The organism is Streptomyces sp. NPDC020742 (assembly GCF_040641675.1).
GTDB lineage: Bacteria > Actinomycetota > Actinomycetes > Streptomycetales > Streptomycetaceae > Streptomyces.
In genome coordinates this window covers 405,654-430,560 of the sequence record NZ_JBFAEA010000001.1, presented here as the reverse complement: position 1 = coordinate 430,560, position 24,907 = coordinate 405,654, and the positions used below count along the sequence as shown (strand labels likewise).

General features: G+C 72.4%; 23 protein-coding genes and 3 tRNA genes. 8 read left to right on the top strand and 18 right to left on the bottom strand.

Annotated elements, in window-relative coordinates; genetic code table 11:
- The first annotated feature begins 6 nt into the window (after window positions 1-6).
- Together AB0G84_RS01785 and AB0G84_RS01780 are read left to right on the top strand one after the other, a co-directional pair.
- The gene (locus tag AB0G84_RS01785) at window positions 7-651 is read left to right on the top strand and encodes a GNAT family N-acetyltransferase (RefSeq protein WP_361315076.1); all 645 of its coding nucleotides are present in this window, start codon (window positions 7-9) and stop codon (window positions 649-651) included.
- Between the two features lie 237 nt (window positions 652-888).
- Window positions 889-2,088 carry a cytochrome P450 gene (locus AB0G84_RS01780; protein ID WP_361313967.1) on the top strand — a complete coding sequence of 400 codons (1,200 nt, stop codon included), beginning with the start codon at window positions 889-891 and terminating at the stop codon, window positions 2,086-2,088.
- A gap of 110 nt (window positions 2,089-2,198) precedes the next feature.
- Here the strand turns inward: AB0G84_RS01780 and AB0G84_RS01775 are convergent, their stop codons facing one another.
- From AB0G84_RS01775 to AB0G84_RS01740, 8 genes are all read right to left on the bottom strand, one after another.
- On the bottom strand, window positions 2,199-3,608 hold the full coding sequence (locus AB0G84_RS01775; RefSeq protein WP_361313965.1) for an amino acid permease: 1,410 nt from the start codon (window positions 3,606-3,608) through the stop codon (window positions 2,199-2,201).
- Between the two features lie 161 nt (window positions 3,609-3,769).
- Complete coding sequence (locus AB0G84_RS01770) at window positions 3,770-4,402, bottom strand: hypothetical protein (protein ID WP_361313962.1); 633 nt, start codon at window positions 4,400-4,402, stop codon at window positions 3,770-3,772.
- Window positions 4,403-4,411: 9 nt separating this feature from the next.
- Window positions 4,412-5,059, bottom strand: coding sequence for a hypothetical protein (locus AB0G84_RS01765; RefSeq protein ID WP_361313960.1), 648 nt, complete (start codon window positions 5,057-5,059; stop codon window positions 4,412-4,414).
- Complete coding sequence (locus AB0G84_RS01760; protein WP_361313957.1) at window positions 5,059-6,504, bottom strand: putative T7SS-secreted protein; 1,446 nt, start codon at window positions 6,502-6,504, stop codon at window positions 5,059-5,061. Before AB0G84_RS01760 ends, AB0G84_RS01765 begins: the two co-directional genes overlap by 1 nt.
- 73 nt (window positions 6,505-6,577) lie before the next feature.
- Window positions 6,578-6,799 carry a hypothetical protein gene (locus AB0G84_RS01755; protein ID WP_361313954.1) on the bottom strand — a complete coding sequence of 74 codons (222 nt, stop codon included), beginning with the start codon at window positions 6,797-6,799 and terminating at the stop codon, window positions 6,578-6,580.
- A 905-nt stretch (window positions 6,800-7,704) separates the two neighbouring features.
- A tRNA-Ile gene (locus AB0G84_RS01750) sits at window positions 7,705-7,778 on the bottom strand.
- Window positions 7,779-7,959: 181 nt separating this feature from the next.
- Window positions 7,960-8,032 (bottom strand) — tRNA-Asn (locus AB0G84_RS01745).
- 5 nt (window positions 8,033-8,037) lie between these two features.
- Window positions 8,038-8,110, bottom strand: a tRNA-Asn gene (locus tag AB0G84_RS01740).
- Between the two features lie 219 nt (window positions 8,111-8,329).
- Here AB0G84_RS01740 and AB0G84_RS01735 point away from each other — a divergent pair.
- From AB0G84_RS01735 to AB0G84_RS01725, 3 genes are all read left to right on the top strand, one after another.
- Complete coding sequence (locus AB0G84_RS01735) at window positions 8,330-8,629, top strand: YtxH domain-containing protein (protein ID WP_361313951.1); 300 nt, start codon at window positions 8,330-8,332, stop codon at window positions 8,627-8,629.
- A gap of 88 nt (window positions 8,630-8,717) precedes the next feature.
- Entirely contained in the window at window positions 8,718-10,199 is a 1,482-nt protein-coding gene (locus AB0G84_RS01730) for an FGGY family carbohydrate kinase (protein WP_361313949.1), read from the top strand.
- The gene (locus AB0G84_RS01725; protein ID WP_361315073.1) at window positions 10,196-10,687 is read left to right on the top strand and encodes a pentapeptide repeat-containing protein; all 492 of its coding nucleotides are present in this window, start codon (window positions 10,196-10,198) and stop codon (window positions 10,685-10,687) included. Before AB0G84_RS01730 ends, AB0G84_RS01725 begins: the two co-directional genes overlap by 4 nt.
- On the opposite strand, the gene AB0G84_RS01720 is transcribed toward AB0G84_RS01725, so the two are convergent.
- From AB0G84_RS01720 to AB0G84_RS01685, 8 genes are all read right to left on the bottom strand, one after another.
- On the bottom strand, window positions 10,675-11,949 hold the full coding sequence (locus AB0G84_RS01720; protein WP_361313947.1) for an RNA polymerase sigma factor: 1,275 nt from the start codon (window positions 11,947-11,949) through the stop codon (window positions 10,675-10,677). The genes AB0G84_RS01725 and AB0G84_RS01720 overlap by 13 nt on opposite strands.
- Window positions 11,950-12,122: 173 nt before the next feature.
- Complete coding sequence (gene dnaG, locus AB0G84_RS01715) at window positions 12,123-14,042, bottom strand: DNA primase (RefSeq protein ID WP_361313944.1); 1,920 nt, start codon at window positions 14,040-14,042, stop codon at window positions 12,123-12,125.
- Window positions 14,043-14,112: 70 nt separating this feature from the next.
- Complete coding sequence (locus tag AB0G84_RS01710) at window positions 14,113-15,108, bottom strand: threo-3-hydroxy-L-aspartate ammonia-lyase (protein ID WP_361313941.1); 996 nt, start codon at window positions 15,106-15,108, stop codon at window positions 14,113-14,115.
- 9 nt (window positions 15,109-15,117) lie between these two features.
- Window positions 15,118-16,455 carry an FAD-dependent oxidoreductase gene (locus tag AB0G84_RS01705; protein WP_361313938.1) on the bottom strand — a complete coding sequence of 446 codons (1,338 nt, stop codon included), beginning with the start codon at window positions 16,453-16,455 and terminating at the stop codon, window positions 15,118-15,120.
- 281 nt (window positions 16,456-16,736) lie between these two features.
- On the bottom strand, window positions 16,737-18,044 hold the full coding sequence (locus AB0G84_RS01700; RefSeq protein WP_361313936.1) for a deoxyguanosinetriphosphate triphosphohydrolase: 1,308 nt from the start codon (window positions 18,042-18,044) through the stop codon (window positions 16,737-16,739).
- Complete coding sequence (locus AB0G84_RS01695) at window positions 18,041-18,847, bottom strand: sirohydrochlorin chelatase (RefSeq protein WP_361315070.1); 807 nt, start codon at window positions 18,845-18,847, stop codon at window positions 18,041-18,043. The genes AB0G84_RS01700 and AB0G84_RS01695 overlap by 4 nt, the downstream gene beginning before the upstream one ends.
- A 372-nt stretch (window positions 18,848-19,219) precedes the next feature.
- The gene (locus tag AB0G84_RS01690; RefSeq protein WP_361313933.1) at window positions 19,220-20,251 is read right to left on the bottom strand and encodes an adenosine deaminase; all 1,032 of its coding nucleotides are present in this window, start codon (window positions 20,249-20,251) and stop codon (window positions 19,220-19,222) included.
- Window positions 20,252-20,328: 77 nt separating this feature from the next.
- Complete coding sequence (locus tag AB0G84_RS01685) at window positions 20,329-20,778, bottom strand: gamma-glutamylcyclotransferase family protein (protein WP_361313930.1); 450 nt, start codon at window positions 20,776-20,778, stop codon at window positions 20,329-20,331.
- Between the two features lie 156 nt (window positions 20,779-20,934).
- Between AB0G84_RS01685 and AB0G84_RS01680 the strand changes: the two genes are divergently transcribed.
- Window positions 20,935-21,618, top strand: coding sequence for an ElyC/SanA/YdcF family protein (locus tag AB0G84_RS01680; RefSeq protein ID WP_361315067.1), 684 nt, complete (start codon window positions 20,935-20,937; stop codon window positions 21,616-21,618).
- A gap of 36 nt (window positions 21,619-21,654) precedes the next feature.
- Here AB0G84_RS01680 and AB0G84_RS01675 read toward each other — a convergent pair whose 3' ends face one another.
- Window positions 21,655-22,692, bottom strand: a complete 1,038-nt coding sequence (locus AB0G84_RS01675) for a hypothetical protein (RefSeq protein WP_361313927.1) — start codon at window positions 22,690-22,692, stop codon at window positions 21,655-21,657.
- A gap of 1 nt (window position 22,693) precedes the next feature.
- Window positions 22,694-23,059, bottom strand: a complete 366-nt coding sequence (gene cutA, locus AB0G84_RS01670; protein ID WP_361313925.1) for a divalent-cation tolerance protein CutA — start codon at window positions 23,057-23,059, stop codon at window positions 22,694-22,696.
- Between the two features lie 216 nt (window positions 23,060-23,275).
- On the opposite strand from cutA, the gene AB0G84_RS01665 reads away from it, so the two are divergent.
- Together AB0G84_RS01665 and AB0G84_RS01660 are read left to right on the top strand one after the other, a co-directional pair.
- Window positions 23,276-23,662 (top strand): cupin, encoded by a 387-nt coding sequence (locus AB0G84_RS01665; protein ID WP_361313922.1) that lies wholly within the window; start codon window positions 23,276-23,278, stop codon window positions 23,660-23,662.
- 194 nt (window positions 23,663-23,856) lie between these two features.
- Window positions 23,857-24,819, top strand: coding sequence for a class I SAM-dependent methyltransferase (locus AB0G84_RS01660; protein ID WP_361313920.1), 963 nt, complete (start codon window positions 23,857-23,859; stop codon window positions 24,817-24,819).
- Window positions 24,820-24,907 lie beyond the last annotated feature (88 nt).

Here is a 24,907-nt window from a genome sequence, read left to right as displayed (position 1 = left end):
CAGCTGATGACGTTCCCCGAAGCGGCGACCCCACCCGAACTCCGCATACAGGTGCGCGCCCTCCACGAGGAGGCCTGGCCCGCCACCCCGGACCTGCCCGCCGACGCCCCGGACGACTCCTGGTCCCCGGACGACTCCCGCTCCGCGGACAACTCCCCGTCCCCGGCCGGCAGTGCGGCCTATGAGGACGGCCACGACCCCGCGCTGCGCCCCGTATCGATGCTGCTCGTCGACAACGACACGGTGCTGGCGTCCCTGGACATCCTGCACCTCACCCTCGTACACGCCGGCCGGAGCTACCGGGCCGGTGGGCTGAGCACCGTGGTGACCCGGAAGGCGGCCCGCGGCCAGGGGCACGGCCGCCGCCTGGTGGCCGCCGCGCACGAGGCCATGGCCGCCTCGGACCTGGACCTGGGGGTGTTCACCTGCGACCGGCCGCTCCAGGGCTTCTACGAGAGCGCGGGCTGGCACCGGCTTTCCGGCACGGTGCTCATCGGCGGGACGCCGCAGGCCCCCTTCCCCAGCGACCAGCCGGGCTTCGACAAGATCACCATGGCGGACTTCTTCTCCGCCACGGCCCGGCAGACCCGCGACGCGTTCCGGCACACCCGCATCGAGCTGTACCCGGGCGAGATCGACCGGCTCTGGTGACGACGGCCACCGCCGACCTTCGCTCACCCCAGCACCACCAACCCCAACACCCCACCGACAGACCCCAACCGGCCCCAACCGCCCCCCACCGGCCGCAGAACGCCCACCCCCTCGCAGAACGCCTGCCCGCTCGCAAAACGCCCGCCCCTCGCGGAACGCCCGCCCGCTCGCAGAACGCCCGCCCCCGCACAGCATGCAAGCCCTCTCACCCCCCACCACAACAGGAGAGCAGCCCGTATGACCGTCAGCAGCCGCCCTGGCCTCCTCCCGAAGCCCTTCGGGCCGGAGTCCTTCGCCGACCCCTACCCGACGTATGCGCGGCTGCGTGCGGCGGCACCGGTGCACCAGGTGGCGCTTCCCGACGGGAGCCCCGTCTGGCTGGTGCTGCGGGAGGCCGACGTTCGACGAGGTCTCACCGATCCCGTGCTCACCGTGGACAAGACGCACGCCGGCAACGGGTATCAGGGCTTCTCCTTGCCTCCGGCCCTGGACGCCAATCTCCTCAACCTCGACGGGGAGTCCCACCTCCGGCTCCGCCGGCTGGTCTCCAAGGCCTTCACCCCGAGGCGCATCAACGGCCTGCGGCAGAGCGTGGTGCACGCGGCGGAACGGCTCGCGGACGGTATCGCCGCCGCGGACATCTGCGACCTCGTCAACGACTTCGCGATCCCCCTGCCCGTCCTCGTCATGGGCGAGCTGTTCGACGTGCCGGAGGCGGGCCGGCGGCCGTTCGCGGACTGGGTGAGCCAGATGCTCGCGCCCGCGTACCCCGGGCAGGTCGGCGAGGCCGTCACCGCGATCCACGGCTTCCTCCTCGACCTCGTCGCCGCACGCCGACGGACACCGGGCACGGACCTTCTGAGCGGGCTGATCGCCGCCCGGGACCACGACGACGCGCTCAGCGAGGATGAACTGGTCTCCCTGGCCTTCCTGATCCTGATGGCCGGCAGCGAGAACGCCCAGCACCTCATCAGCAACGGCGTGCACACGCTGCTCCAGCACCCGGACCAGTTGGCCGAGCTTCGCTCCCGGCCGGCCCTTCTCCCCCACGCCGTGGAGGAGTTGCTGCGGTACGTGCACCCCAATCAGATGGCGATCCGGCGCTTCCCCACCTCACCGGTACGGATCGGCGGGGTCGAGATCCCCGCCGGGGACACCGTGCTGCTGTGCCTCGCCTCCGCCAACCGGGACCCCGCGCGTCACCCCGACCCGGACCGGTTCGACATCCACCGCCCCGACACCACCCATCTGTCCCTCGGGCACGGCCTCCACTACTGCCTCGGGGCACCGCTGGCCCGGATGGAGGTGGAGGTGGCCCTGGGGACCCTGCTGCGACGGTTCCCCGCCCTGCGCCATGCGACCTCCCCCGACGCGCTCACCTGGCGCTCCTCCTTCCGCTCCCACGCGCTGACGGCCCTGCCCCTCCGCCTCACCTGAGTCACGGCCGGCCGGTGGTCCGGGACGCGCCGAGGGCCCTCGCCGGAAGCGAGGGCCCTCGGGTGCGGTCCGTCATGCCCGGCCCGTTGTGGGCGGGGGCGGCCGTCCGCTCAGTCGGTGGCGGCGGCCCGGTCGCGCCGCTGCTTGAGGTGTCCGGCGCCCGCCAGGGCGGCCACCACGACGGCCGTGCCGGCGAGCTGCTGGCGGCCGTCCGGGCTGGCGGCCATGACGGCGAAGATGCCGAGGATGGCGGCGAACGCCACCCACGTCAGATACGGGAAGCCCCACATCCGCACCGAGAGCAGCTCGGGTGCCTCACGCTCCAGCCGGCGGCGCATCCGCAGCTGGGTGAGGCAGACGATCGACCAGACGATTAGCACCGCACAGCCGGCGATGTTCAGCAGCCAGGCGAACACGGTGGTCGGCCAGATGATTCCGGCGATCACGGCCGCGAAGCCGAAGACACACGATGCCAGGACGGCCGCCATCGGCACGCCCCGGGTGACCTTGGCCAGGAAGCGCGGGCCCTGGCCCCGGTGGACGAGGGAGTACGCCATCCGCGACGAGCCGTAGATGTTGGCGTTCATCGCGGAGAGCAGCGCCACCAGGACCACGATCTGCATGATCGTGCCGGCCGCCGGGATGCCCAGCCGGTCGAGCACGGTGACGTACGGGCCTTCCGTGGCGACCTTCGGGTCGTTCCACGGCACCAGGGTGACGACCACGGCCATGGAACCGATGTAGAAGACGGCGATGCGCCAGACGGCGGTGCGGACGGCACGGGCCACGTTCCGGCTGGGGTTGTCCGACTCCGCCGCCGCGATGGTGACGGTCTCCAGACCGGCGAAACCGGAGATGGTGGTCAGCAGCCCGGCGGCGAGTCCGGCGGCGCCGGTCGGGAAGAAGCCGCCGTGGCCGGTGAGGTGGTGGGTGCCCGGTGCGCTGCCGAACACCCCGAGAATGCCGAGCACGCCCAGCACCAGGAAGGCGACGATCGTGGCGACCTTGATGGCCGCGAACCAGAACTCGAACTCGCCGAAGTTCTTGACCGCGGTCAGGTTGCTGCCGCAGAAGAACGCCATGAAGATCGCCACCCAGCCGTAGGCGGGGATGAACGACACCCAGGTGTGCATGATCGTGCCGGCCGCGGTGGCCTCGGCGGCCACGCCGGCGCAGAGCATCAGCCAGTACATCCAGCCCGAGGTGGCCCCTGCCCAGGAGCCGAGTTCCGTCTCGGCGTGCACCGAGAACGAGCCGGTGGAGGGCCGGGCCGCGGACATCTCGCCGAGCATCCGCATGATCAGCATCACCAGTGCGCCGGCACCGATGAAGAGGAGCACGATGGCCGGCCCGGCCGCGGCGATACCTGCCCCGGAGCCCACGAAGAGCCCCGCGCCGATGACCCCGCCGAGCGCGATCATCGACAGATGGCGCTGTTTGAGGCCGTGCGACAGCACGGCCTCGCCGTTCTGCTCGGCCTGCGGGGAGCCCTGGGGTGTCCGGTGAATTGTCCGACTCATGGTCGTGCCTGTTCATTGGTTGAGACGTTCGGTAAGCCGCACGAGTCTGAGGGGCCGGCCTGCACGTATGACGTGAACGCCCGCCATTCGGACGTTTCACTTACACACAGTGAAGGGAACGACACGCGCCGAGGGCTCCCTGGCGGGGTACCCCTCGGGTCCTACCGGTCGTCGTCGCTGTCCGATCGCCAGAGGCCTGCCACTGACTGGGCGTAGGCGATGCGGTGGTCGAGGTGTTTGCCGTAGACGCGGTAGTCGGGCGAGCCTATGCGCTGCGTGAGTGCGGTCCGCTTCCACACCCCTCGGGTGGTTTTCCAAGCAGTACGGGTCGGAGGGTCGAAGACGAAGTCACCGTCGGTCAAGTAGAGGAGGGACTCGATAATGAGGAAGGGAAGGAAGAGCACCGACTTGATGATCGACCTGACGGTGGCTCCGCGGGCCCGCAGGAGGGGCTGCTTCGGCCGCACGATCTCACGGACAGGGCGCCACATTTGCTCGGGTGGCGGCAGTCGGAGTTCGGCCAGGACGTGGTGGTCGGGTGTCAGGACCGTGAATTGCCGTCCTTGTGCCACGAGGATGACGATGGGCTCTGAGGTGTCCTTGGTGCGGTACAGGGTGTAGCACGGTTCGGTGCCGGGAGGCAGTGCCCAGTTCGGGGGTGCGCCCGCTGCGGCGTAGGCGAACGGCTCGCCCCGATAGGGCCTGACGACCCATCTGAGGGGGAAGGCGCATTCGTCGGGCTCACTCTTGGAGGGGTACGTAGTGTGGAACGAAACCTTCGCGGAGCTGTCCATGGTCTTCTCCTAGCCGAACACCGAGCGGATGTCGGTGGGTGTGGGGGACTCCTCTTCGGCCTGCGCTGCGAGGCGGAAGGTGAGGGTCTCACCGATCTGCCGCAACCAACCGACGTAGCGGGGGAGTTCAGCGAAGCTGGGCGTGGAGAGGGAGAGAACGGCCAGCCACCCGGGCACGGAGGAGGGCACGTACAGCTCCACATGGGCGAAGGCGAGCGAGGAGAGCGCTGAGTCGCCGTCGATTTCGGTGGAGTGGAAGGAGAGCACGGCGGGGCCGCACGGCAGGTCCACGTGATGAACGTCCCGGTGCTCCTGAAGTGCCAGTTCTTCCTGCACCGAGGCGGCAACGACAGCGGGTTCCTCCTCGTCGACGCTCTCCACGCGGGCGATGAGGTTGGCGGTACTGACCTCCCCGTCCTCCGTTTCGAAGAGGCCCAGTGAGGCGTACATGACCCCGTCGGCCACCAGAGTGTCCGTGAGGTCGGCATAGACCAGCGCGGTGGTCTCGCGCTGGAACTCGGTGCCTGCCGGCCATATCTTTTCGGCCAGTTCCCACAGAGCAGCATCAAGGACTTCGTCAGGGAGGTGCAGCGGGAGTTCGTGAAAGATGTCGGGTGTCTCGAACTCGATCGACACCTCGCGGTTCAGGCCACTCATCACAGCCTCCCGGCGGCAGGCGTGCCGGGGGAAGTGACGGCGGTGTGGGTGTCGATCGCGATGCCCGGAACCTGCTGGGCGACCTGCGGGCCCTTGCTCCACCACGACACGGGGTCGATGGAGCCGTCGGCGCGGATGGCGGCGCCCAGGGAGTCCTTCACCGCTGTCGGAGTGAAACGACTCTCCATGAACGTGGTCAGCCCCTTGCTGAGGCCCGCTTCCTTGATGCCCGCGCCCACGGTGGTCTGTACGTGGTCGGTCCATGCGAGCTTGACGCGATTGCCGAATCCCTTAGCGGCGAATTCTTTGCTCCCCTCCTCGTAGGGGCGGCGCAGCAGGTCTTTTCCGCGCAGTCCTTTCCCTTCGAAGCCCGCTTGCTCGAGCGCTTCGATCTTCTTCACCTTGTCGATGGACTTGACCGCCTGTCCCTCGATGCGGGTCACCTTCATACCGACCTTCACCCCCTTCGTTGCCGCCGCGCCGAACTTCCCGACCGGGATCACCCCAAGACCGTCGCCGACCAGGTCCATGACGCCCACGTCCGCCCCACCCAGCTTTGCCGCGCCGTGCGCGGCCAGTGCTCCCAGGGACATTGCGCCGCCGGCGAGCGCAAGAGCGCCGGAGAGCGGCGGGCACCAGAGAGTGAGGAGGGAGGCGACGCCGAGGATGCTGGAGGCGATACTGAGCGCGTCGCCGATCGACTTGAGAAGGTCGGCGTGCTTGGTGCACCAGTTCTGGATGCTGTGGCCGATGCGGGTGAAGGCATCGCCGAGACCCTCCCAGAATCCGGGGTCGGGAGCGCCTTCGGTGGCCTTGCGGATGCGGTCGGCTATGCCACGCGCCTCATCCTGGTGGTCGCCGAGGAGATCCTCCGCCTTCTTGATGATGGACTCCAGCTCGGCCGTCGCGGAGTCCAGTCGCTTCTGGGTGAGGTCGAGCGTGTGGTTCGCCTTCTCCAGGCGGTCGTTCGCCGCGTCGATCTTCGCCTGAGCGGAGTCCAGTTCCGCCTTGCTGGTGTAGTACTGCCCGGCGAGGCTCAAGGCGGGGTCGGAGGCGGCCCTGTTATAGGCCGCCTCCGCGCGCTCGTGTTCGGCGGTACGGGTCTTCTGCTCATTCTTGGCCGCGGCGGCGTCCGCCTCGTACTGGCGGCCCTTGTGCTGGTACGACGCCAGCGCGGTGTGCCAGGACTTGAGCTGGGTGGCGGCGTCGCGCATGGCGTCGCGACTGTCGCTCACGTACTTCGGCAGGTCTCCGACCTGTCCCGCAAAAGCGCGGGCAGCCTCGCCCTCCCACACTCCGGCGCCCCTGCCGAGGCGGTGCAGGACGGAGTGGGCGGAGCTCAGGGAGCGCGTCGCGGTATCGAGTTTGTCGGTGAGGTCGTCGACGCTCTCCAGGCGACCGGGAGCGGGGTTGAAGCCGAGCGCGGGGAAGTTCTGATGACTCATGGGACACCTGCCGAAGTGATCGCAGAAGGAAGCTGTGTGCAGAAGGAAGGCGAGAAGAGCGTGCGTAGCGGGGCTACTTGGAGCCCTTCTTGAAGGAGTCACGCAGGGCGTGTTCGATCGCCTCGTAGTTGCTCTTCGTCTGCTTCAGCTTCTCCTCGATGGTCTGCGTGCCGTCGGCGATCTTCTTGATGGCGTTGTCCCAGCTGTCGTGGAACTCGTCGCAGGCGTTGTCGAGTGTCTCCGCGCCGGTGCTCTTCGGCCCCACGTCCTTCAGGGCAGCAAGCGCCTTGCGCATGTTCTCCTGACTGTCATGCAGGTCTTTCAGCAGACGGCCGAGATCGTCTGCTTCGACCTTGAAGTACCCACCCATGTGTCCCCCGGACCCCGATAACAGTTCGTCAAAATTGTAAAGTGGCGGGTGGCGGTGCTGGGCACAAGGGCCCAGGCGCCCTACCTGGCGGGCTTCGCGGGAGATGCCGCAGGACATCGCAGCGGCCGGGCCAGGTCGGCCATCGCGGCCAGCGTGGAGGCCACCCAACCGACAAGATCCGCGTCATGGATCAAGGGGGTGCTGCAGCATGAAGCCGAGGGTTGCCAGCATCGAGGTGGAAGTGACTCCCTGCGCGCCTGAACCCGCAGCTCACCGCCGCCGCTCCCGGCACCCGCCGGGTTGATTCCGAGTGATCTCACTCTCCTGAGACCGACCACCCGAGACCTGCCTGCCGCCGGTCCGGGCCCACGACCTGCGGCGCGTCTCCGCCGCGCCGTCCCTGGGCGCCAAGGCCGACGTCTCGGTTGTCGGGAACGTCCGAGACAGGCCCTCCGGCAGATCCCGTGGAACACCGACACCAGCGTGCCGCCCAGGATGATGCGTGCGGAAGCCGAATCCGCTCCGCCCGGCATCCCTCGCCAGGCGTCCCTACTCGGCCGGCCCGGCCGGCCCGCTGGGCAGCATCGGCAGGCGATCTTCACGGCCTCGCCAGTAGGCCGGGGATCCGCCGAGGGCAACGCACTCTCAAGTCCCTCAGGTCTGCGGGGACACGGCCCCGGACCTCTGCGACCCGGCGGGCCCCGGGTGTCCCCCGCGTGTCCACTGGATCTTGGCCAGAACGGATCAACGGGGGCCACCGCGCTGTGGCGGTGGCCCCCGTTCTCACGCTTCCCCAGGCATAAAGGGGCTTCGCTCTGAGTGCCGCTGTGTGGGGCGGGTGGGACTCGAACCCACGGCCGACGGATTATGAGTCCGCTGCTCTAACCGGCTGAGCTACCGCCCCTCCACGGCGCGTCGCGCACATTTGTGCGCGCCGTCTGCCGCAGCATAGCCGCTCATACGATCTGCTGCCCGCGAGGGCCGTCGTCCGGCGACCATGCACGCCCAAGAGGACTTCGATCACCGGGGTTTCGGTTCCGTGGCGTACGAAAAAGGGCCCCTTCCGGGGCCCTTTGTCGGTGTTGCTCCCCCGACTGGACTCGAACCAGTAACCCTCCGGTTAACAGCCGAATGCTCTGCCAATTGAGCTACAGGGGACCGAGCTCCCCCGACTGGACTCGAACCAGTAACCTGCCGGTTAACAGCCGGCTGCTCTGCCAATTGAGCTACAGGGGATTGCTCTGTGTGCCTCGAATGCACCGCTGTCCGGGTCTCCGGACGGCGTGCGCTCGCTGCGACACATACATTAGCGCAAGCAGGGGGGTGCTCCGCCAATCGGTATCGCCTCAGGTCACCTCGGGTGATCTCCGGCCCCGGAGGGTAGGCGCGCGGCACAGCCCGGCAGAACGGTGCGCAGGAGCACCGGACGGGACGGACCAGAGGAAAGGTGGAGCGATGCGCTACCGGCTCACATTCATCGCGGGACTGGCCACGGGGTATGTGCTCGGCGCGCGCGCCGGCCGGGAGCGGTACGAGCAGCTCCGTAAGACCGCCCAGCGGGTCACGCAGAATTCGGCCGTCCGTAACAGTGCCGAGTCGGTGGCGCTGACCGGCCGGGACGCGGCGTCGAAGGCGTTCGGGAAGGTGTCGGCCACGGTCGGGGACCGACTGCCGGCCTCGGTCACCAGCCGGGTCCGCTCGCTGCGGGAGCAGCGCTCCGCCGATGAGGACGACTGGGGCACCAGCAACACCTGAGGTGTGGCCGGGGCAGGGCCGGGCGGGGTGCGGTCAGGGCAAACCCTGACTCTCTCCCTATGCGGTGCATGGGGCATCATCTGGGGCCATGGGGATAGTCGCCGGATTGGACAGCTCGTCCGACAGCACACGGATCGTGGTCTGCGATGCGGACACGGGTGCCGTCATCAGGCAGGGGTACGCGCCGCACCCCGTCGAGAAGGGGCCCGAGGTCGATCCTCAGGCGTGGCTGATCTCACTCGGCGAGGCGGCCGGCAACGGCCTGCTGGAGGGGGTGCAGGCCATCGGGGTGTCGGCGCAGCAGCACGGGGTGGTGCCGCTGGACTCCGAGGGCAATCTGGTCCGGCCGGCGTTGCTGGGCAATGACAAGCGGGGGCAGAGCGCGGCGGCTGACCTGGTGGACTCCCTGGGTGGGCGTACCGCGTGGGCGCAGGCCGTCGGGGCGGTGCCGCAGGCCGCGCATGCGGTGACCAAGCTGCGCTGGCTGGCGCGTACCGAGCCGGCGAACGCGGCGCGGATAGCGGAGGTCATGACCCCGCACGACTGGCTGGCGTGGCAGTTGCTGGGGCGGCCGGCGCGACGCACGACGGACCGGGGCGGGGCGTCGGCGACCGGGTACTGGTCGGCGGCGACCGGGGCGTACCGGCCGGATCTGGTGGAGCTGGCGCTGGGGCACGGGGTGCGGCTGCCGGAGGTGCTGGGCCCTTCGGGGACCGCCGGGTTCACGCCGGAGGGGCTGCTGATCTCCGCGGGGACCGGCGAGACCATGGCGGCGGCCTTCGGGCTGGGTGTCGGGGAGGGCGACGCGGTGGTGTCGCTGGGGGCCTCGGGGTCGGTGTTCGGGATCCATCACGAGGCGCTGGTCGATCCGAGCGGGACGATCACCTCGTTCGCGGACGCCACCGGACGGCATCTGCCGGTGGTGCACACCAGCAATGCGGTGCGGGTGCTGCGCGGGGCGGCGGAGATGCTGGGGACGGACCTGGAGGGGCTGTCCGATCTTGCGCTGAAGTCCTCGCCCGGTGCGTACGGCATGGTGATGCTGCCCTATCTGGAGGGTGAGCGGACGCCCCATCTCCCGCACACCGCGGGGTCGTTGCACGGGATGCGGCGGGAGAGCATGAAACCCGAGCACCTGGCGCGGGCGGCGGTGGAGGGCATGCTCTGCGGCCTGGCCGATGCGCTGGATGTGCTGCGGGGGCGGGGCCTGGCGGTGCGCCGGGTGTTCCTGCTGGGGGCGGCGGCGGAGCTGGGGGCGGTGCAGGCGGCGGCGCCGGGGTTGCTCGGGGTGCCGGTGGTGGTGCCGCAGCCGGCCGATTACGCGGCGCTGGGTGCGGCGCGACAGGCGGCCTGGGCGTGGGGGGTGGCTCATGGCACGCTCACCCCGGCCGCGGGGGCGGGGTCCGGGCCGGGCGGCCAGGCTGCCTGGGTCGATCCGCCGTACTGGCCGGCCGCCGCGAGCCAGGTCTTCGAGCCGGGCGAGGAACTCCCGGTGGGGCAGGCGGTGCGGCAGCAGTACGTGGCAGTGCGTGACGAGATCCACCCGGGGGCGTTCCAGCGGGAGGCCTGAGCCGGGCAGAACTGAGCCGGGCGGAACCGAGCCGGGCGGAACCGAGCCGGGCGGAACTGAGCCGGGCGGAACTGAGCCGGGCAGATCTGACTCGGGCAGATCTGACTGGGGAGGCGGGCACGGGCCGGAGCCGGCGTGCTGCGGGCCGGGGAGCCGGGCGCGGCGCGGGCCGGGAGCCGGGCGCGGCGCGGGCCAGGCGCCGGGCGCGGGCGGGCCCTGGGCGGGCGCGGGGCGGACCGGGATCCGGGCGCAGGGTGAGCCGTGGTGCGGTGGTCCGGCCTCGCGGTGGTCGGGTGGTGCGGTGGCCCGGTGGCCCGGTGGTGCGGTGGTCCGGCGCCGCGGCCCGGTGCCGCGGGGCCCGGGATCACGGTGGTCCGGCGTTGCCGCTGCCCGGTGCCGCGGGGGTCGGCGTCGTAGTGGCCCGGTGTCGCCGTGGTCCGGCGCCGCCGTGGCTCGGGGGGCTGTGGGAGCGGGGTCAGTCGAGGTAGCCGCGGAGCTGGTCGGCGTAGGCGTGGTCGCGGAGCTTGTTGAGGGTCTTGGACTCGATCTGCCGTATGCGTTCGCGGGTGACGCCGAAGATCCGGCCGATCTCCTCCAGGGTGCGAGGCCGGCCGTCAGCCAGGCCGTAACGGAGCTGGACGACCTTGCGTTCGCGCTCGCCGAGGGTGGACAGCACCGCGTCGAGGTGCTCGCGGAGCAGCAGGAACGCGGCGGATTCGACGGGGGAGGCGGCGTCGCCGTCCTCGATGAGGTCGCCGAGGGCGACGTCCTCCTCCTCGCCGACGGGGGCGTGCAGCGAGACCGGCTCCTGGGCGAGCCGGAGGACCTCGCTGACGCGCTCCTCGGTGAGGTCGAGGTGGGCGGCGACCTCCTCGGGGGTCGGTTCGTAGCCGCGTTCCTGGAGCATCCTGCGCTGGACCCGTACGACGCGGTTGATCAGTTCGACGACGTGGACCGGGACCCTGATGGTGCGGGCCTGGTCGGCGAGGGCGCGGGACATGGCCTGGCGGATCCACCAGGTGGCGTAGGTGGAGAACTTGTAGCCGCGGGCGTAGTCGAACTTCTCGACGGCGCGGATCAGTCCGAGGTTGCCCTCCTGGACGAGGTCGAGCATGGTCAGGCCGCGGCCGACGTAACGCTTGGCGACGGAGACCACCAGGCGGAGGTTGGCCTCGATCAGGCGGCGTTTGGCCATCCGGCCCAGGACCACCAACGTGTCGAGTTCGTGGGCGAGTTGGGAGGAGGGGTCGGAGGTGTGGGTGAGCTTCTCCTCGGCGAAGAGGCCGGCCTCGACGCGGCGGGCCAGCTCGACCTCCTCGGCGGCGGTGAGCAGCGGGATCCGGCCGATCTCGCGGAGGTACTGGCGGAAGAGGTCGGAGGACGGGCCGCCGGCCTCGGGGCGGGGCGCGGGGCCGGGCGCCGGGTCGGGCCCGGCGGGGAGGTCTTCCAGGAGCATCTCGACCGCGGGAGCTTCGGGCTGCTGGGGGACGGCGACCGGCCCGTTCGGTGCGTCGGCCTGCCGTGCGGGGGACGCGGCGTGGGGCTGCGGGGCGGGTGCTGCGGCGTCCGGCGCGTCGGCGAGGGTCTGGATCTGCACGGGGGCGACCTCCAGGGTGATCGCTGCTGAGGCGGCAGAAAAGCCGGGCACGGCTGCGGCCGAGCCGCCGTCCGTCCCGTACGTCGAGAGCGGTTCCGCGGGGGCGTGCGGTGGCGTACGACCGGACCCGCCGCGCTCCGAGGAGTGAGGCACCGCTTCTCAGTGTGGAGTACGACACAGCCCCGCCACGAGGGGCGTGCGGCCACTTTTTGAGTCCGTTCCGTGACCGGACGGCTACCGCGGGGCGTCAGCCGCCCTGCGGGGGCGGGGTGATGGCGGTCCGGGGCGCAAGAAACACCCCGAATTCCCTGAATGCCCTGATTGCCCTAAAGGGCGGCGTAGCCGCGTTCGCGGAGGGACTGGCCGTACTGCTGGAGGACCCAGAGTTCGTTCTGCACGGCGGCCAGGTGCTCGGGGTCGGCGCGCGGGCCGAGGCGCTGGAGGGTGCCGCGGATCTCGGTGACGCGCTGGTTGACCGCGGCGAGGCGGACGGCGACCAACTGGACGCCGGCGTAGGCCTCGTCGGGGTCCCGGCGGGTGTGCAGCGGTTCCACGGCGAGCTCGGTGACCATGGCGCGGACGGTGTCGTCGGGGGCGGCCTCGCGCACCCGGGCGAGGTAGCCGTTGTCGGCCGCACCGGCGGTCGCGCCGCCGGCGTCCTCGATGCACTGGCGGACCACGGTGTAGGGCGGGGCGGTGAACTCGTCGGCGCCGTACGCGTCGAAGGCCGGGGAGACCAGATCCGGGCGCTGCAGGGCGAGTTTGAGCAGCTCGCGCTCGACGCGGTGGGCGGGGCTGCGGAGGTTGAGGGCCGGGCCGCGGGGGCCGGGGGTCGGGCCGGGCTGTTCGGGGGCGGGGGCCTGGGCGCGCTGTGGGGTGCGGTGCTGGCCCGGGCCGCCGCCGTCCCGGCCGCGTTCGCGGGCCCAGCGGGCGAGTTGGGAGACCCGCTTGACCACGAACTGGGTGTCCAAGATGCCGAGCATGCCGGCGAGTTGGACGGCGGATTCGTGCTGGATGGCGCTGTTCTTGATGCGGGCGACGATGGGGGCGGCCTCGTCGAGGGCGGCGGCCCGGCCGACGGTGGTGTCGAGGTTGTGCCGGGAGACGACGTGACGGAGTGCGAACTCGAAGAGCGGGGTGCGGGACTCCACCAGGTCGGCGACGGCCTGCTCGCCCTTGGCGAGCCGCAGGTCGCAGGGGTCCATCCCGCCGGGGGTGATGGCGATGGAGGTTTCGGCGGCGAACTTCTGGTCGTCCTCGAAGGCCCGCAGCGCGGCCTTCTGGCCGGCCGCGTCGCCGTCGAAGGTGAAGACGACCTCGGAGCCGGAGTTGTCCATCAGCAGCCGGCGGAGGATCTTGATGTGGCCCTCGCCGAAGGACGTGCCGCAGGTGGCGATGGCGGTGGTGACGCCAGCCAGGTGGCAGGCCATCACGTCGGTGTAGCCCTCGACGACGACCGCGCGGTTGGTCCTGGCGATCTCCTTCTTGGCGAGGTCGATGCCGTACAGGACGTGGGACTTGCGGTAGATCGGGGTCTCGGGGGTGTTGAGGTACTTGGGGCCGTTGTCGTCCTCGCGCAGCTTGCGGGCGCCGAAGCCGACGACCTCGCCGGCGATATCGCGGATCGGCCACATCAGACGGCCGCGGAAGCGGTCGATGGGGCCGCGGCGGCCTTCCTGGGAGAGGCCGGAGAGGACCAGTTCCTGGTCGCTGAAGCGCCGGCCGCGCAGGTAACGGGTGAGGTGGTCCCAGCCGGCCGGGCTGTAGCCGATGCCGAAGTGCTGGGCGGCGGTCTGGTCGAAGCCGCGCTCGGCGAGGAACTTCCGGGCGATCTCGGCCTCGGGGCTGTCCAGCTGCTCGATGTAGAACTGGGCGGCGGCCTTGTGGGCCTCGACCAGGCGGGTGCGCTCGCCCTGCTGGCGGCCGGGGGTGTAGCCGCCCTCTTCGTAGCGCAGGGTGATGCCGGCCTGGGAGGCGAGGCGTTCGATGGTCTCGGCGAAGGAGAGGTGGTCGATCTTCATGATGAAGTCGACGGTGTCGCCACCCTCTTGGCAGCCGAAGCAGTGGTAGAGCCCCTTGGCGGGGCTGACGTGGAAGGACGGGGACTTCTCGTCGTGGAAGGGGCACAGGCCCTTGAGGTTGCCACCGCCGGCGTTGCGGAGCTGGAGGTACTCGGACACGACGGCGTCGATCGGGACCGCGTCCCGTACCGCCTTCACATCGTCATCGTTGATCCTGCCTGCCACGCGTGAATTCTACGGGGGTGGCGGCACTCCCCCGTCCGGACGCCCCCGGTGGCGGGACCGTCGCCGCAGGTCACCGCATGACCTCCAGGAAGCGCTCCAGGCCGATGTTGCCACCGGAGATGATCACGCCGATACGGGGCGGGAGGGGGTCGACCCGGCCGGCGAGGAGGGCGGCCAGGCCGCTGGCGCCGCTGGGCTCGGTGACGATCTTGAGTCGTTCGAAGGCGAGCTTCATGGCGGCGCGGATCTCGTCGTCGCTGACCAGGACCACCGAGTCCACCAGGCGCCGGTTGACGGCGAAGGTCAGGGTGCCGGGGGTGGCCACGGCCTGGCCGTCGGCGATGGTGTGCGGGACCGGGACGGTGACGGGGTGGCCGGCGGCGAGCGAGCGCTGGGTGTCGTCGCCGGACTCCGGCTCGACGCCGATCATGCGGATGCCGGGGGCCAGGGCGGTCGCGGCGGTGGCGCAGCCGGCCATCAGCCCGCCGCCGCCGACCGGGACCAGCAGCGCGTCGAGCGGGCCGGTCTCCGCCAGCAGTTCCAGGGCGGTGGTGCCCTGGCCGGCGATGACGTGCGGATGGTCGTAGGGCGGGACGAGGGCCAGGCCGCGTTCCTCGGCGATCTTGTGGGCGAGGGCGGCGCGGTCCTCGGTGTAGCGGTCGTAGCGGACGATCTCGGCGCCGTAGCCGGCGGTGGCGGCCACCTTGGCGGCGGGGGCGTCCTCGGGCATCACGATCACCGCACGGCTGCCGAGCTCCCGGGCGGCCAGGGCGACGGCCTGGGCGTGGTTGCCGGAGGAGTACGCGGCCACGCCGCGGGCGAGCTGCTCCGGTGCGAGCCGAGAGACGGCGTGGTAGGCGCCGCGGAACTTGAAGGCCCCGACGCGCTGGAAGTTCTCGCACTTGAGGTGCACCTCGGCGCCCACCAGGGCGTCGAGGGTGCGGGAGCGCAGCACGGGCGTGTGGTGGGCCACGCCCGCGAGGCGCCGGGCGGCGTCCCGGACGTCGTCGAGGGTGACGACGGGGTCCGGGAGGTCGCCGGCGCTGGGGCCGGGGCGCTGTGTCATGGGCGCACGCTACGGGAGCAGTGCGGCCAGCGGTACCTCCGGATCGGCCAGAGTGGCCGGGTCCAGCGGGCGGCCGGAACGGATCAGCGCCTGGACGGTCTCGTTGACGTCCCGGACGTTGACGTTCATCCCGGCGAGCAGGCGGCCGTCCGCGGCGAGCCAGAAGGCGAGGAACTTCCGCTGGGCGACGTCGCCGCGGTGGACGACCCGGGCGTAGGAGCCGGGCGGGGCGTAGCCGGAGTACTCCATGCCGAGGTCGTACTGGTCGGAGAAGAAGTACGGGAGGTGGTCGTGGCCGACGTCCTGGCCGAGCATGGCGCGGGCGGCGGCCGGGCCGCCGCTCAGAGCGTTGGCCCAGTGTTCGACGCGCAGCCGGGTGCCGGGCCGGGGGGCGTCGCCGCCGAGGGTGAGCGGGGCGGCGGCGACATCGCCGGCGGCGTAGATGTACGGGTCGGAGGTGCGCAGCGCGGAGTCCACCGCGATGCCGCCGCCCGTGGCACCGGTGCGGTCGACGAGGTCGAGGCCGGCCTGCTCGGCGAGCGCGGTGCGCGGGGCGGCGCCGATGGCGGCGAGCACGTCGTGGGCGGGGTGTTCCTCGCCGTCGTCGGTGCGGACCGCGCACACCATGCCGTCCTGGCCGACGATCTCGGTGAGGCGGGCGCCGAAGTGGAAGCGGACGCCGTGGTCGCGGTGCAGATCGGTGAACAGGGCGCCGAGTTCGGGTCCCAGGACGCCGTGCAGGGGGGTGGGGGACGGTTCGACGATGGTGACGTCGGCGCCGTAGGCGCGGGCCGCGGCGGCGACCTCCAGGCCGATCCAGCCGGCGCCGGCGATGACGAGCCGGCCGCTGCGCTCCGCTCCAGCCCGGCCCTCCTTGGTGCCTGCGCACGCCGTGCTCTCGCGGCCGAGGGAGGCCAGCACGCCGCGCAGCCGTTCGGCGTGCGCGAGGCGGCGCAGGTGGTGCACGCCGGCCAGGCCGGTTCCGGGGACGTCCAGGCGGCGCGGTTCGGCGCCGGTGGCCAGCAGCAGCTTGTCGTAGGCGATCAGGGTGCCGTCGCCGAGGCGGACGGTCCTGGCGGCGGGGTCGAGGCGGACGGCGGGCTGGCCCAGGTGGAGTTCGATGTGCGCCTGGGCGTACCAGGCGGGGTCGTGGACGAAGACGCTGTCGCGCTCCTCGGTGCCGAGCAGGAAGCCCTTGGACAGCGGGGGCCGCTCGTAGGGGTGGTCACGCTCGTCACAGATGAGGATCACCCGGCCGGTGAAGCCTTCGGAGCGGAGTGTCTCCGCGGCCTTCGCCCCGGCCAGGCCACCCCCGACGATGACGAACGTCTGGTGTGCGTCGACCACTTGCTTCCTCCTCGTTGCGGTGCCGGGCGTCCGCGTCCGCGGCCGTGAACGCCCGGTGTGCGCCGGTTGGTTTCCCGGTGTGCCGGTGTCTTCCCCCCGTTCGCTCCGGGGTGGCGTTCCCGGATCGCTTTCCCCCGTAGATGCGTTCGGTGTGGGCGGGGTTGTCCGCGCGCTGTGCGTTCTGCGCGTTCCGCACCGGGTCCCGTGTTCGAAAACGGTCGGCTTCGAGCGTCCCGCACGGAGCGTAAGGGGGGAAGAGGGGCTTCCCCCAAGGGTCACCCTCAGTTGGCCTCCGGGTTACCAGGGCGTCGGGTGAGACGGGCGTGCAGCGAGCGGGCCGACAGGTCCGTCAGGGCGGCGATCTGGTCGATGACGGCGCGCATCCGCGCGGTGTCGTCACCGGCCGCGTCGAAGAGCGAACGGAACTGCGGGTCAAGGCCGTCGGGGGCGCGGGCCAGCAGGGCGTCGGCCAGTTCGGCGAGGACGATCCGCTGGTCGGCCCGGAGCGCTTCCTGGTCGGGGCGCTGCATGACGTAGCGGTCGGCGACGGCCTTCAAAACGGCGCATTCCAGCCGGGTTTCGGCCGGAACCACCAGCTCGGCGCCGTAGCGGGTGAGCCGTCCGCTCCCCCACCGAGCCCGGGTCGCACCCTCGGCGGCCAGGCAGAAGCGGCCGATGAGCTGGCTGGTGGCGTCCTTGAGGCGGGCCTGGGCGAGGGCCGAACCGTCGTAGCCGTGCGGCCACCACTCCTGGTCCAGGAGGCGGTCCAGCGCGGCGGCCAGCTCTTCGGGCCCGGCGCCCGGTGCGTAGCGGGCGCCGGCGACGGCGAAGATCTCGGCCCGCTCGGGGTCGGCGAGGAGCACATTGGGGTCGAGGTGCCCGGCGTGCAGGCCGTCCTCGACGTCGTGCACCGAGTACGCGACGTCGTCGGACCAGTCCATCACCTGCGCCTCGAAGCTCCGCGCGCCGTCGGGGGCGCCTTGCCGGAACCACGCGAAGACCGGCAGGTCGTCCTCGTAGACCCCGAACTTGCCGGAGGAGGGGTCGGTGGGGTGCGCGCCGCGCTTCCAGGGGTACTTGGTGGCGGCGTCGAGCGCGGCGCGGGAGAGGTTGAGCCCGACGCTGAGCGCCCCGCCGTCGGGGCCGGGGGCGAACCGCTTGGGCTCCAGACGGGCCAGCAGCCGCAGCGACTGGGCGTTGCCTTCGAAGCCGCCGCAGGGCGCGGCGACGGCGTCGAGGGCCTGTTCGCCGTTGTGCCCGAAAGGCGGGTGGCCGAGGTCGTGCGCCAGGCAGGCGGTCTCGACCAGGTCCGGGTCACAGCCGAGGGCGGCGCCGAGCTCCCGGCCGACCTGGGCGCACTCCAGGGAGTGGGTCAGCCGGGTGCGGGGGCTGGCGTCCCAGGCGTAGGTGAGCGCGCCCGGGGCGACGACCTGCGTCTTGCCGGCCAGTCTGCGCAGCGCGGCGGAGTGCAGCACCCGGGCGCGGTCGCGCTGGAAGGCGGTGCGCCCGGGCCGTTTGTCGGGCTCGGGGACCCAGCGCTCGGTGTCGGCCGCGGTGTAGCCGGGGATGGTCGGTGGTGTGCCCGTCATACAGCGACGGTAGCCGCCCCGATGCGCTCGGAGTCGGATCCGGTACGTGCCAGGAGCGCCTGGTCGTAGCGGTGCAGGACCAGACGGGCCAGTGCGGGGTGGTCGCCCAGGGGTGCGGCGGCGGCCCCCGGGGCGGCGGCCGCGCACTGGGTGGCGAAGCGGCCGGGGGCGGTGAAGCAGGCGGCGACGGCGATCCGTTCGTGGCCGCGGGCGGTCAGCTCCCGGACCGCCTCGGCGACGGTGGGCGCGGCGGCCGACGCGTAGGCGGGGAGGACGGGGAGGCCGTCGAGCCGGTCGGACAGCAGCCGGGCGATGTCCTCGGTGTCCCGGGCGGAGCGGCCGGCGCGGGAGCCGGCGGCGGCCAGCACCACGGCGCTGCTGCCCCGGCCGGCGAAGGCGCCGGCCTCCCGCAGCCGGCCGTGCAGCGCCTCGGCGAGCAGGGGGTGCGGCCCGAGCGGCTCGGCGAGCGTCCCGGACAGCTGCCCGGCCGCCGTCAGCGCGGCCGGCAAGTCGTGGCCGACGTGGTGGCCGCGGCCGAACAGCAGCGGGACGAGGACGGCCGCGCCGCGCAGCCCGGCGAGGGTGTCGGCGAGCAGCGGCCGGTCGAGCTCGAGGTGCCCGAGCCGTACGGGGAGTCCGGGGCGCAGGGCCCGGACCCGGGCGAGCAGCGCACGGACGGTGGGCAGGGCGCGCGGATCGCGGCTGCCGTGGGCCACCGCGACCAGGGTGGGGGCGGCCGGCCCGGTGCGGCGGAAGCCGTGCAGCCGGACGGTACGCAGCCGGCTGCCGAGCTGTGCGCCGATCTCGGCGGCGAGGTCCGCCGAGCCGAGCGGTCCGGGCGGCGGGGAGGCGGTCGGGCAGGGCGCCGGCGCGACGGGCCCCCGGCGGCCCGGCCCGAGGCGTTCCGGTGCCTGGTGGTCAGGCCCTTGGTCGTCAGGCCCCTGGTGGCCCGGCGCCAGGTAGTCCGGTGCCTGGTGGCCCGGCGCCAGGTAGTCCGGTGCCTGGTGGCCCGGCCCCTGGTAGTCCGGTGCCGGATCGGCGGGCCCCGGACGGGCGGACCCCTGGCGGGAGGGCGGGTGCGGTATCGGCGCCGTCATGAACCGAGCCTGGCAGCCGGGCGTTGCGGCGCCGTTTCCCCGCCGCGACATCCGTGTTCCGTCCGGCTGCCGCCCGGGCTACTCCTGCTGTGCGCCGGCCTCGTGGGCGTCGACCTCCGCCAGGTAGCGGGCGCGGGTGGCCTCGTCCAGGAAGGAGGCGCGGAAGGAGTTGCGGGCCAGCGTGCCCAGCGTCTCCGCGCCCAGGCCGAGGGCGTCGCGCACGGCGGTGAAGTTGTCGTCGGCGTAGCCGCCGAAGTAGGCCGGGTCGTCGGAGTTGACGGTCACCAGCAGCCCGGCGTCCAGCATCTCGGGCAGCGGGTGGTCGGCGAGGTCGTCAATGACCCGCAGCCGGACGTTGGAGAGCGGGCAGACGGTCAGCGGCACCTGCTCGGCCGCCAGCCGGGCCACCAGCCGCTCGTCCTCCATGCAACGCACGCCGTGGTCGATCCGGTCCACGCCCAGGACGTCCAGGGCCTCCCACACGTAGGCGGCCGGGCCCTCCTCACCGGCGTGCGCCACGCACTTCAGACCGGCCTCCCGAGCCCGCGCGAAGACCTCGCGGAACTTCGACGGCGGGTTGCCGACCTCCGCCGAGTCCAGGCCGACGGCGGTGATCCGGTCCAGGTGGGGGCGGGCCGCCTCGAAGGTCTCCAGGGCCGATGCGGCGCTCTGATCGCGCAGGAAGCACATGATCAGGCGGGTGCTGATGCCGTAGGTCTGCTCGGCGGTGTCCAGCGCGCGGGCCAGGCCCTCCACGACGGTGCCGATCGGGACGCCGCGGGCGGTGTGCGCCTGCGGGTCGAAGAAGATCTCGGCGTGCCGGACGCCCTGCTCCTTGGCGCGGGCCAGATAGGCGTGCGCGAGGTCGGCGAAGTCGTCCTCGGTGCGCAGCACGGCCATCAGCGCGTAGTAGAGGTCCAGGAACGACTGCAGGTCGGTGAAGGAGTAGGCGCGGCGCAGCGCGTCCTCGGTGGCGTAGGGCAGGGTGACGCCGTTGCGCTCGGCGAGCGCGAAGGCCAGGCCGGGCTCCAGGGTGCCCTCGATGTGCAGGTGCAGCTCGGCCTTGGGCAGCGGCCGGTGGGCGGAGGGGGAAGCGGGAGCGGAAGCCACGGGGTCACACCTGTTCTGCGGTACGGGAGGGGCCCTCCGGGCGGGAGGGTCCGTCGGTTCGGGCGGAGTCGCCCAGGTTAGCCGTGGGGGTGGGCGCGGACCGCGGCGGCGCCCCGCCAGTGGCCGCCCTCGATCGGGGTACCGGCGGTGCGCAGCCGGGTGGCGAGCGGTTCGGCCGCCAGGTAGACCCAGGCCCGTACGGTCCGGCCGTCGGGGCACACCGCGTCCGTGGCGACCCGCTCGTAGAGGTTCCCCGGGGCGCCGGGGGTGTGGCCCTCCAGCCGGTCCAGGTCCGCCCGCACCCGGTCGTAGTCGGCCGCCCGGGGCCGGACGAGGGCGCCGTGCACCACCGCGTCCGTGGGCCCGGCGACGGCGTAGGGGTATCCGGGCCCGTCGTAGAGGAGTGCGCCGCCGATGCGGGCGGGCTCCTCGTGGGCGGTCCGGCCGCGCAGCAGCGCGTGGTTGGCCTCACCGGGGCGCAGCGTTCCGTAGACGAAGAACGGCAGCCGCTCGGGCTCGGGGGTCATGGTGGTGCGGTCCTCTCCGGGCGCGGTGCGTCATCGGCCACGATGCCAGGTGCCCCTGCAACCATCATCGGCCGGTGGGCGTCGGTCCCTGCGGGATCGATCGCGAACGGACGTGATCGGGCGTGATCGGGACGGGGGCAGGGGATGCCAGGGCTGATGCGGCGGATACGGGCCGGTGCGGGCCGCCTGCGGCTGCCGCGGACCCGGCGCGGGCAACGCCGTGCCTATCAGGCTGTGGTGGCCGCGACGGTGCTGGCACTGGCCCCGGCGACCTGGCTGAACGCCACCGCGGGCCCGCGGGTGCGCACGGTCGCCGACGCTCCCCCGGCGCCGGTCGCGATCGTCTTCGGGGCAGGCCTGTGGAACGGCGTGCCGTCCCCGTACCTCGCCCACCGGCTGGATGCCGCCGCCGCGCTCTACGCCCGGGGGACGGTCCGCGCGGTCCTGGTCACCGGCGACAACAGCACCCACGACTACGACGAACCGGACGCGATGCGCGCCTACCTGCTGCGGCACGGCGTCCCGGCCCGGAAGATCGTCAGCGACTACGCGGGCTTCGACACCTGGGACTCGTGCAGCCGCGCCCGCCGGATCTTCGGCGTGGACCGGGCGGTGCTGGTCAGCCAGGGCTTCCACATCCGGCGGGCGCTGGCACTGTGCGCGGCGGCCGGCGTGGACTCCTACGGCGTCGGGGTCGCCGCCCGGCACGATGTGACCTGGGCGTACGGCGGTGTCCGGGAGATCCTCGCGGCGGGCAAGGCGGCGGTGGACGCGCTGGTCCGGCCCGATCCGCACTTCCTGGGGCCGCGCGAGAAGGGGGTGGCGGAGGCGCTGCGGTAGCGCTCCTCCTCCGCCACCCCCATGGCCGCGGGGCGGTCAGCCCTGGACCGCCTGGGAGTACAGGCTGAGGATCTTCCCCCCGAAGTAGGGGCTGTAGGAGATCCGGTCGGCGTCCGGGCCCTTGGGGCCGCCGCCGTTGAGGCCGCCGATCACGCCGATGACCCGGCCGGTGCCGGTCTCCTCGTCGAAGTCGGTCAGCCAGGGGCTGCCGGAGGTGCCGCCGTAGAACCCGCCGCAGTCCATGCGCAGTTGGTGGGTGCCGGTCAGCCGGGAGGTCTGGGCGGCACAGCGCACCGCCCGGTCCTCCGGGTCGTTCTGCACCTTGGGGTAGCCGACGACGGTGACGTCGTTGGTGTAACCGGGCGTGGGGGTGAGGATGTTGGCGCCGGTGACCTCCTCAAGGGTGTGGCCGTCCTGCGAGCGGGCGACGGTCGCGAAGGCCACGTCGAGGTCGGCCTTGTCACCGGTGGTGCCGCGGTCGGGGTAGGCGAAGGACTGCTGGATCGCCCACACCCCGTACGGCTGGGTGGCCGCGCCGGAACGATACTGCGGGACGAACGCGGCGCGGGTGCCCGGGTTGCAGTGCCCGGCGGTGAGGATCAGGTTGCGGTGCGGGCTGTGCACGACGCTGGCGGTGCAGTGGTGCGCCCGGGCGTCGCCGTCGATGGTGAACAGCACGCCGACGGACGGGATGCCGTCGAAGTGCCGTGCGGTGTCGGGGACCTTGCCCGCCGGGGCGGCGGACGTCGCGGCCGGTCCTGACCCGGTTGCCCCGGTGGCCCCGGTGGCCGAGCCTCCCGGGGTGTCGTCCCCGGAGGGCGCGGCGGCCGCCATCCGCTCGGACGTCCAGAAGGCGGCGGCGTCCTGGCTGGTCCAAGAGGTGTCGGGGGCGACGCTCGGCCGGCCGGGGTCCGAGGTGCGGCTCCCGGTGGCGCCGGCGGCGTGCCCGGCGGGCGCGGTGATCAGGCACACCGCCATGCCGAGGGCGGCGGTCGCCGCGCGGTTCCAGCGCCGCCGGCTGCGCCCTGCCGGAGCGCGGTGCCGTCCACCGTGCTCCCTGCTGTGCTGCGTCACGTCAGTTCGTCTCCTCTGCGATCCACGACAGGTAGCCGCTGCCCCCGTGGGTGATCGGGGTGGCGATGATCTCGGGGGTGTCGTAGTCGTGCGCCCGGAGGAGGTAGCCCTCCAGCTCCGGGTAGCGCGTCTGCGCCGTCTTGAACAGCACCTGCCACTCGCGGCCGGTCTGCACCGCGCCGTCCCAGCGGTAGACCGAGGTCACCGGGGCGCTGATCTGGGCGCAGGCGGCGAACCTGCCCTCGATCGCACCGCGGGCCAGCCGCTCGGCCTTCTCCTCGCTGTCGGTGGTCGTCATGACGGTCAGGAACGCGGTCGGCGGCCCGGCCGGATCGGGTGGTGGGCTCGGGGCGGTGGGGTCGGCCACGGTGGGTGCATCCTTCGGTGTGGGGGGACAAGGGACGCCAAGATCCGCATGGTACGGACGAGATGATCATCCCGGTAGCAACCGGTCCGGCCCGTGGCGGTATGCACCCGGACGCCCGGGCCGGTGGCCGCCCGTTCCCCGGTTGCGTGCCCCCGGGCAACGGCAACGATGGGAAGGGACCCCTCGCCGCCGGTCCGGATGCGAAAGGCCAGCCTCATGGACGATCTCACCGCGCTCACCCGCCGCCAGCTCGACGACGCCAGGGCCGCCGCCCACGGCCGCAGCGCCCATCTCTTCCTGCACGACGGACCCCTCCGCCAGACCGTGATCGCCCTGATCGCCGGCGCGGCGCTGGACGAGCACAACGCCCCCTCGGCGGCGAGCCTCCACGTGCTCCAGGGCCGGGTCCGGCTCACCGCGTCCAGCGACAGCCAGGAGCTGACGACCGGTCAGATCGCCGCGATCCCGCACGAACGGCACGGGCTGGAGGCCGTCGAGGACTCGGTGGTCCTACTCACGGCCGTCACGGAGGTCCAGGCACGGGTCCGCCCCAAGAAGCCGGCGGGGGCGAGAGGGGGAGCGGCGCGGCATCGGACGTACTGATCATGCGGGTTGCCGCGGATCACGCGCATTGCCGCACAGGCGGCACGACGACCCGGGGCGACCTCGGCGAGCTCGGCGAGCTTGAGGCCCAGAACCCCAGAACGCAGGCCTTTTCTTGACGTGGGGACCAGCGCGTCGATCCCACGACCTTTTCAGTCTTCACATTTTTCTGAATGTTGCGTACTCTCTGAGTCATGACCAGTCCACGCAACAGCTCCCGTGGCACCCCCGGCAGCCCGCCGCCCGACGACTCGACCGGCACCCCGACCAACGCATCGACCGACGCACCGACCAGTGCCCCAACTGCCCGACCGACCAGCGATCCGACCACCCACCGGGCCGCCCGCCGGACCACCCCCGTGCAGCTCACGGGTGCGCCCGAGACGCTCCTCGCCACGCTGTACGGGCGCGCCGTGGACAGCCGGTCCGAGCGGCCGGTCCTCGGCGACACCCTGGCCGCCGACACCGTCCGGCGGCTCGACCACGACTTCACCACGATGCGGATGAGCCCCAGCGAAGCGACCTCGGTCGCGCTGCGGGCACGGCAGTTGGACGAATGGACCGCCGGCTTCCTCGCCCGGCACCCCGAGGCGACCGTGGTGCACCTGGGCTGCGGCCTCGACACCCGCGTGGACCGCCTGGACCCCGGTCCCGGGGTGCGCTGGTTCGACATCGACTACCCCGAGGTCATCGCACTGCGGCGGCAGCTCTACCCGGAGCGCGCCGGGTACGTCACCATCCCGTCGTCGGTCACCGACCCCGCTTGGATCGACGAGATCCCCTCGGACCGGCCGACCATGATCGTGGCCGAGGGCCTGCTGATGTACCTGACCGAGCAGGACGGGACGGCGCTGCTGCGACGACTGATCGAGCGGGCGCCGAGCGGGGAGCTGGCATTCGACGCCTTCAGTGCGTTCGCGATCCGTACGCAGTGGACCAACCGGGTCGTACGGAAGGCGGGCGCGCGGCTGTATTGGGGCACCGACGCCGCGGGGATCGCCGCGCTCAGCCCCCGGCTGGAGACCGTCGAGAGCGTCAGCGCCCTGGAGATACCGGGCATCGAGCGCCTCTCGGCCGGATACCGGCTGGCCGCCCGGCTCTCGGCGAAGATCCCCACGGTGCGCGATATGGCGCGGCTGTACCACTGCCGGTTCTGAGCGAGCCGCGCCCTGGTTGCCGGGGAGGACCGTTCCGGGACCGGAGGCACGCACGGCCCGTTCTACGCCGCGGGCCGGTGGTGCCGGT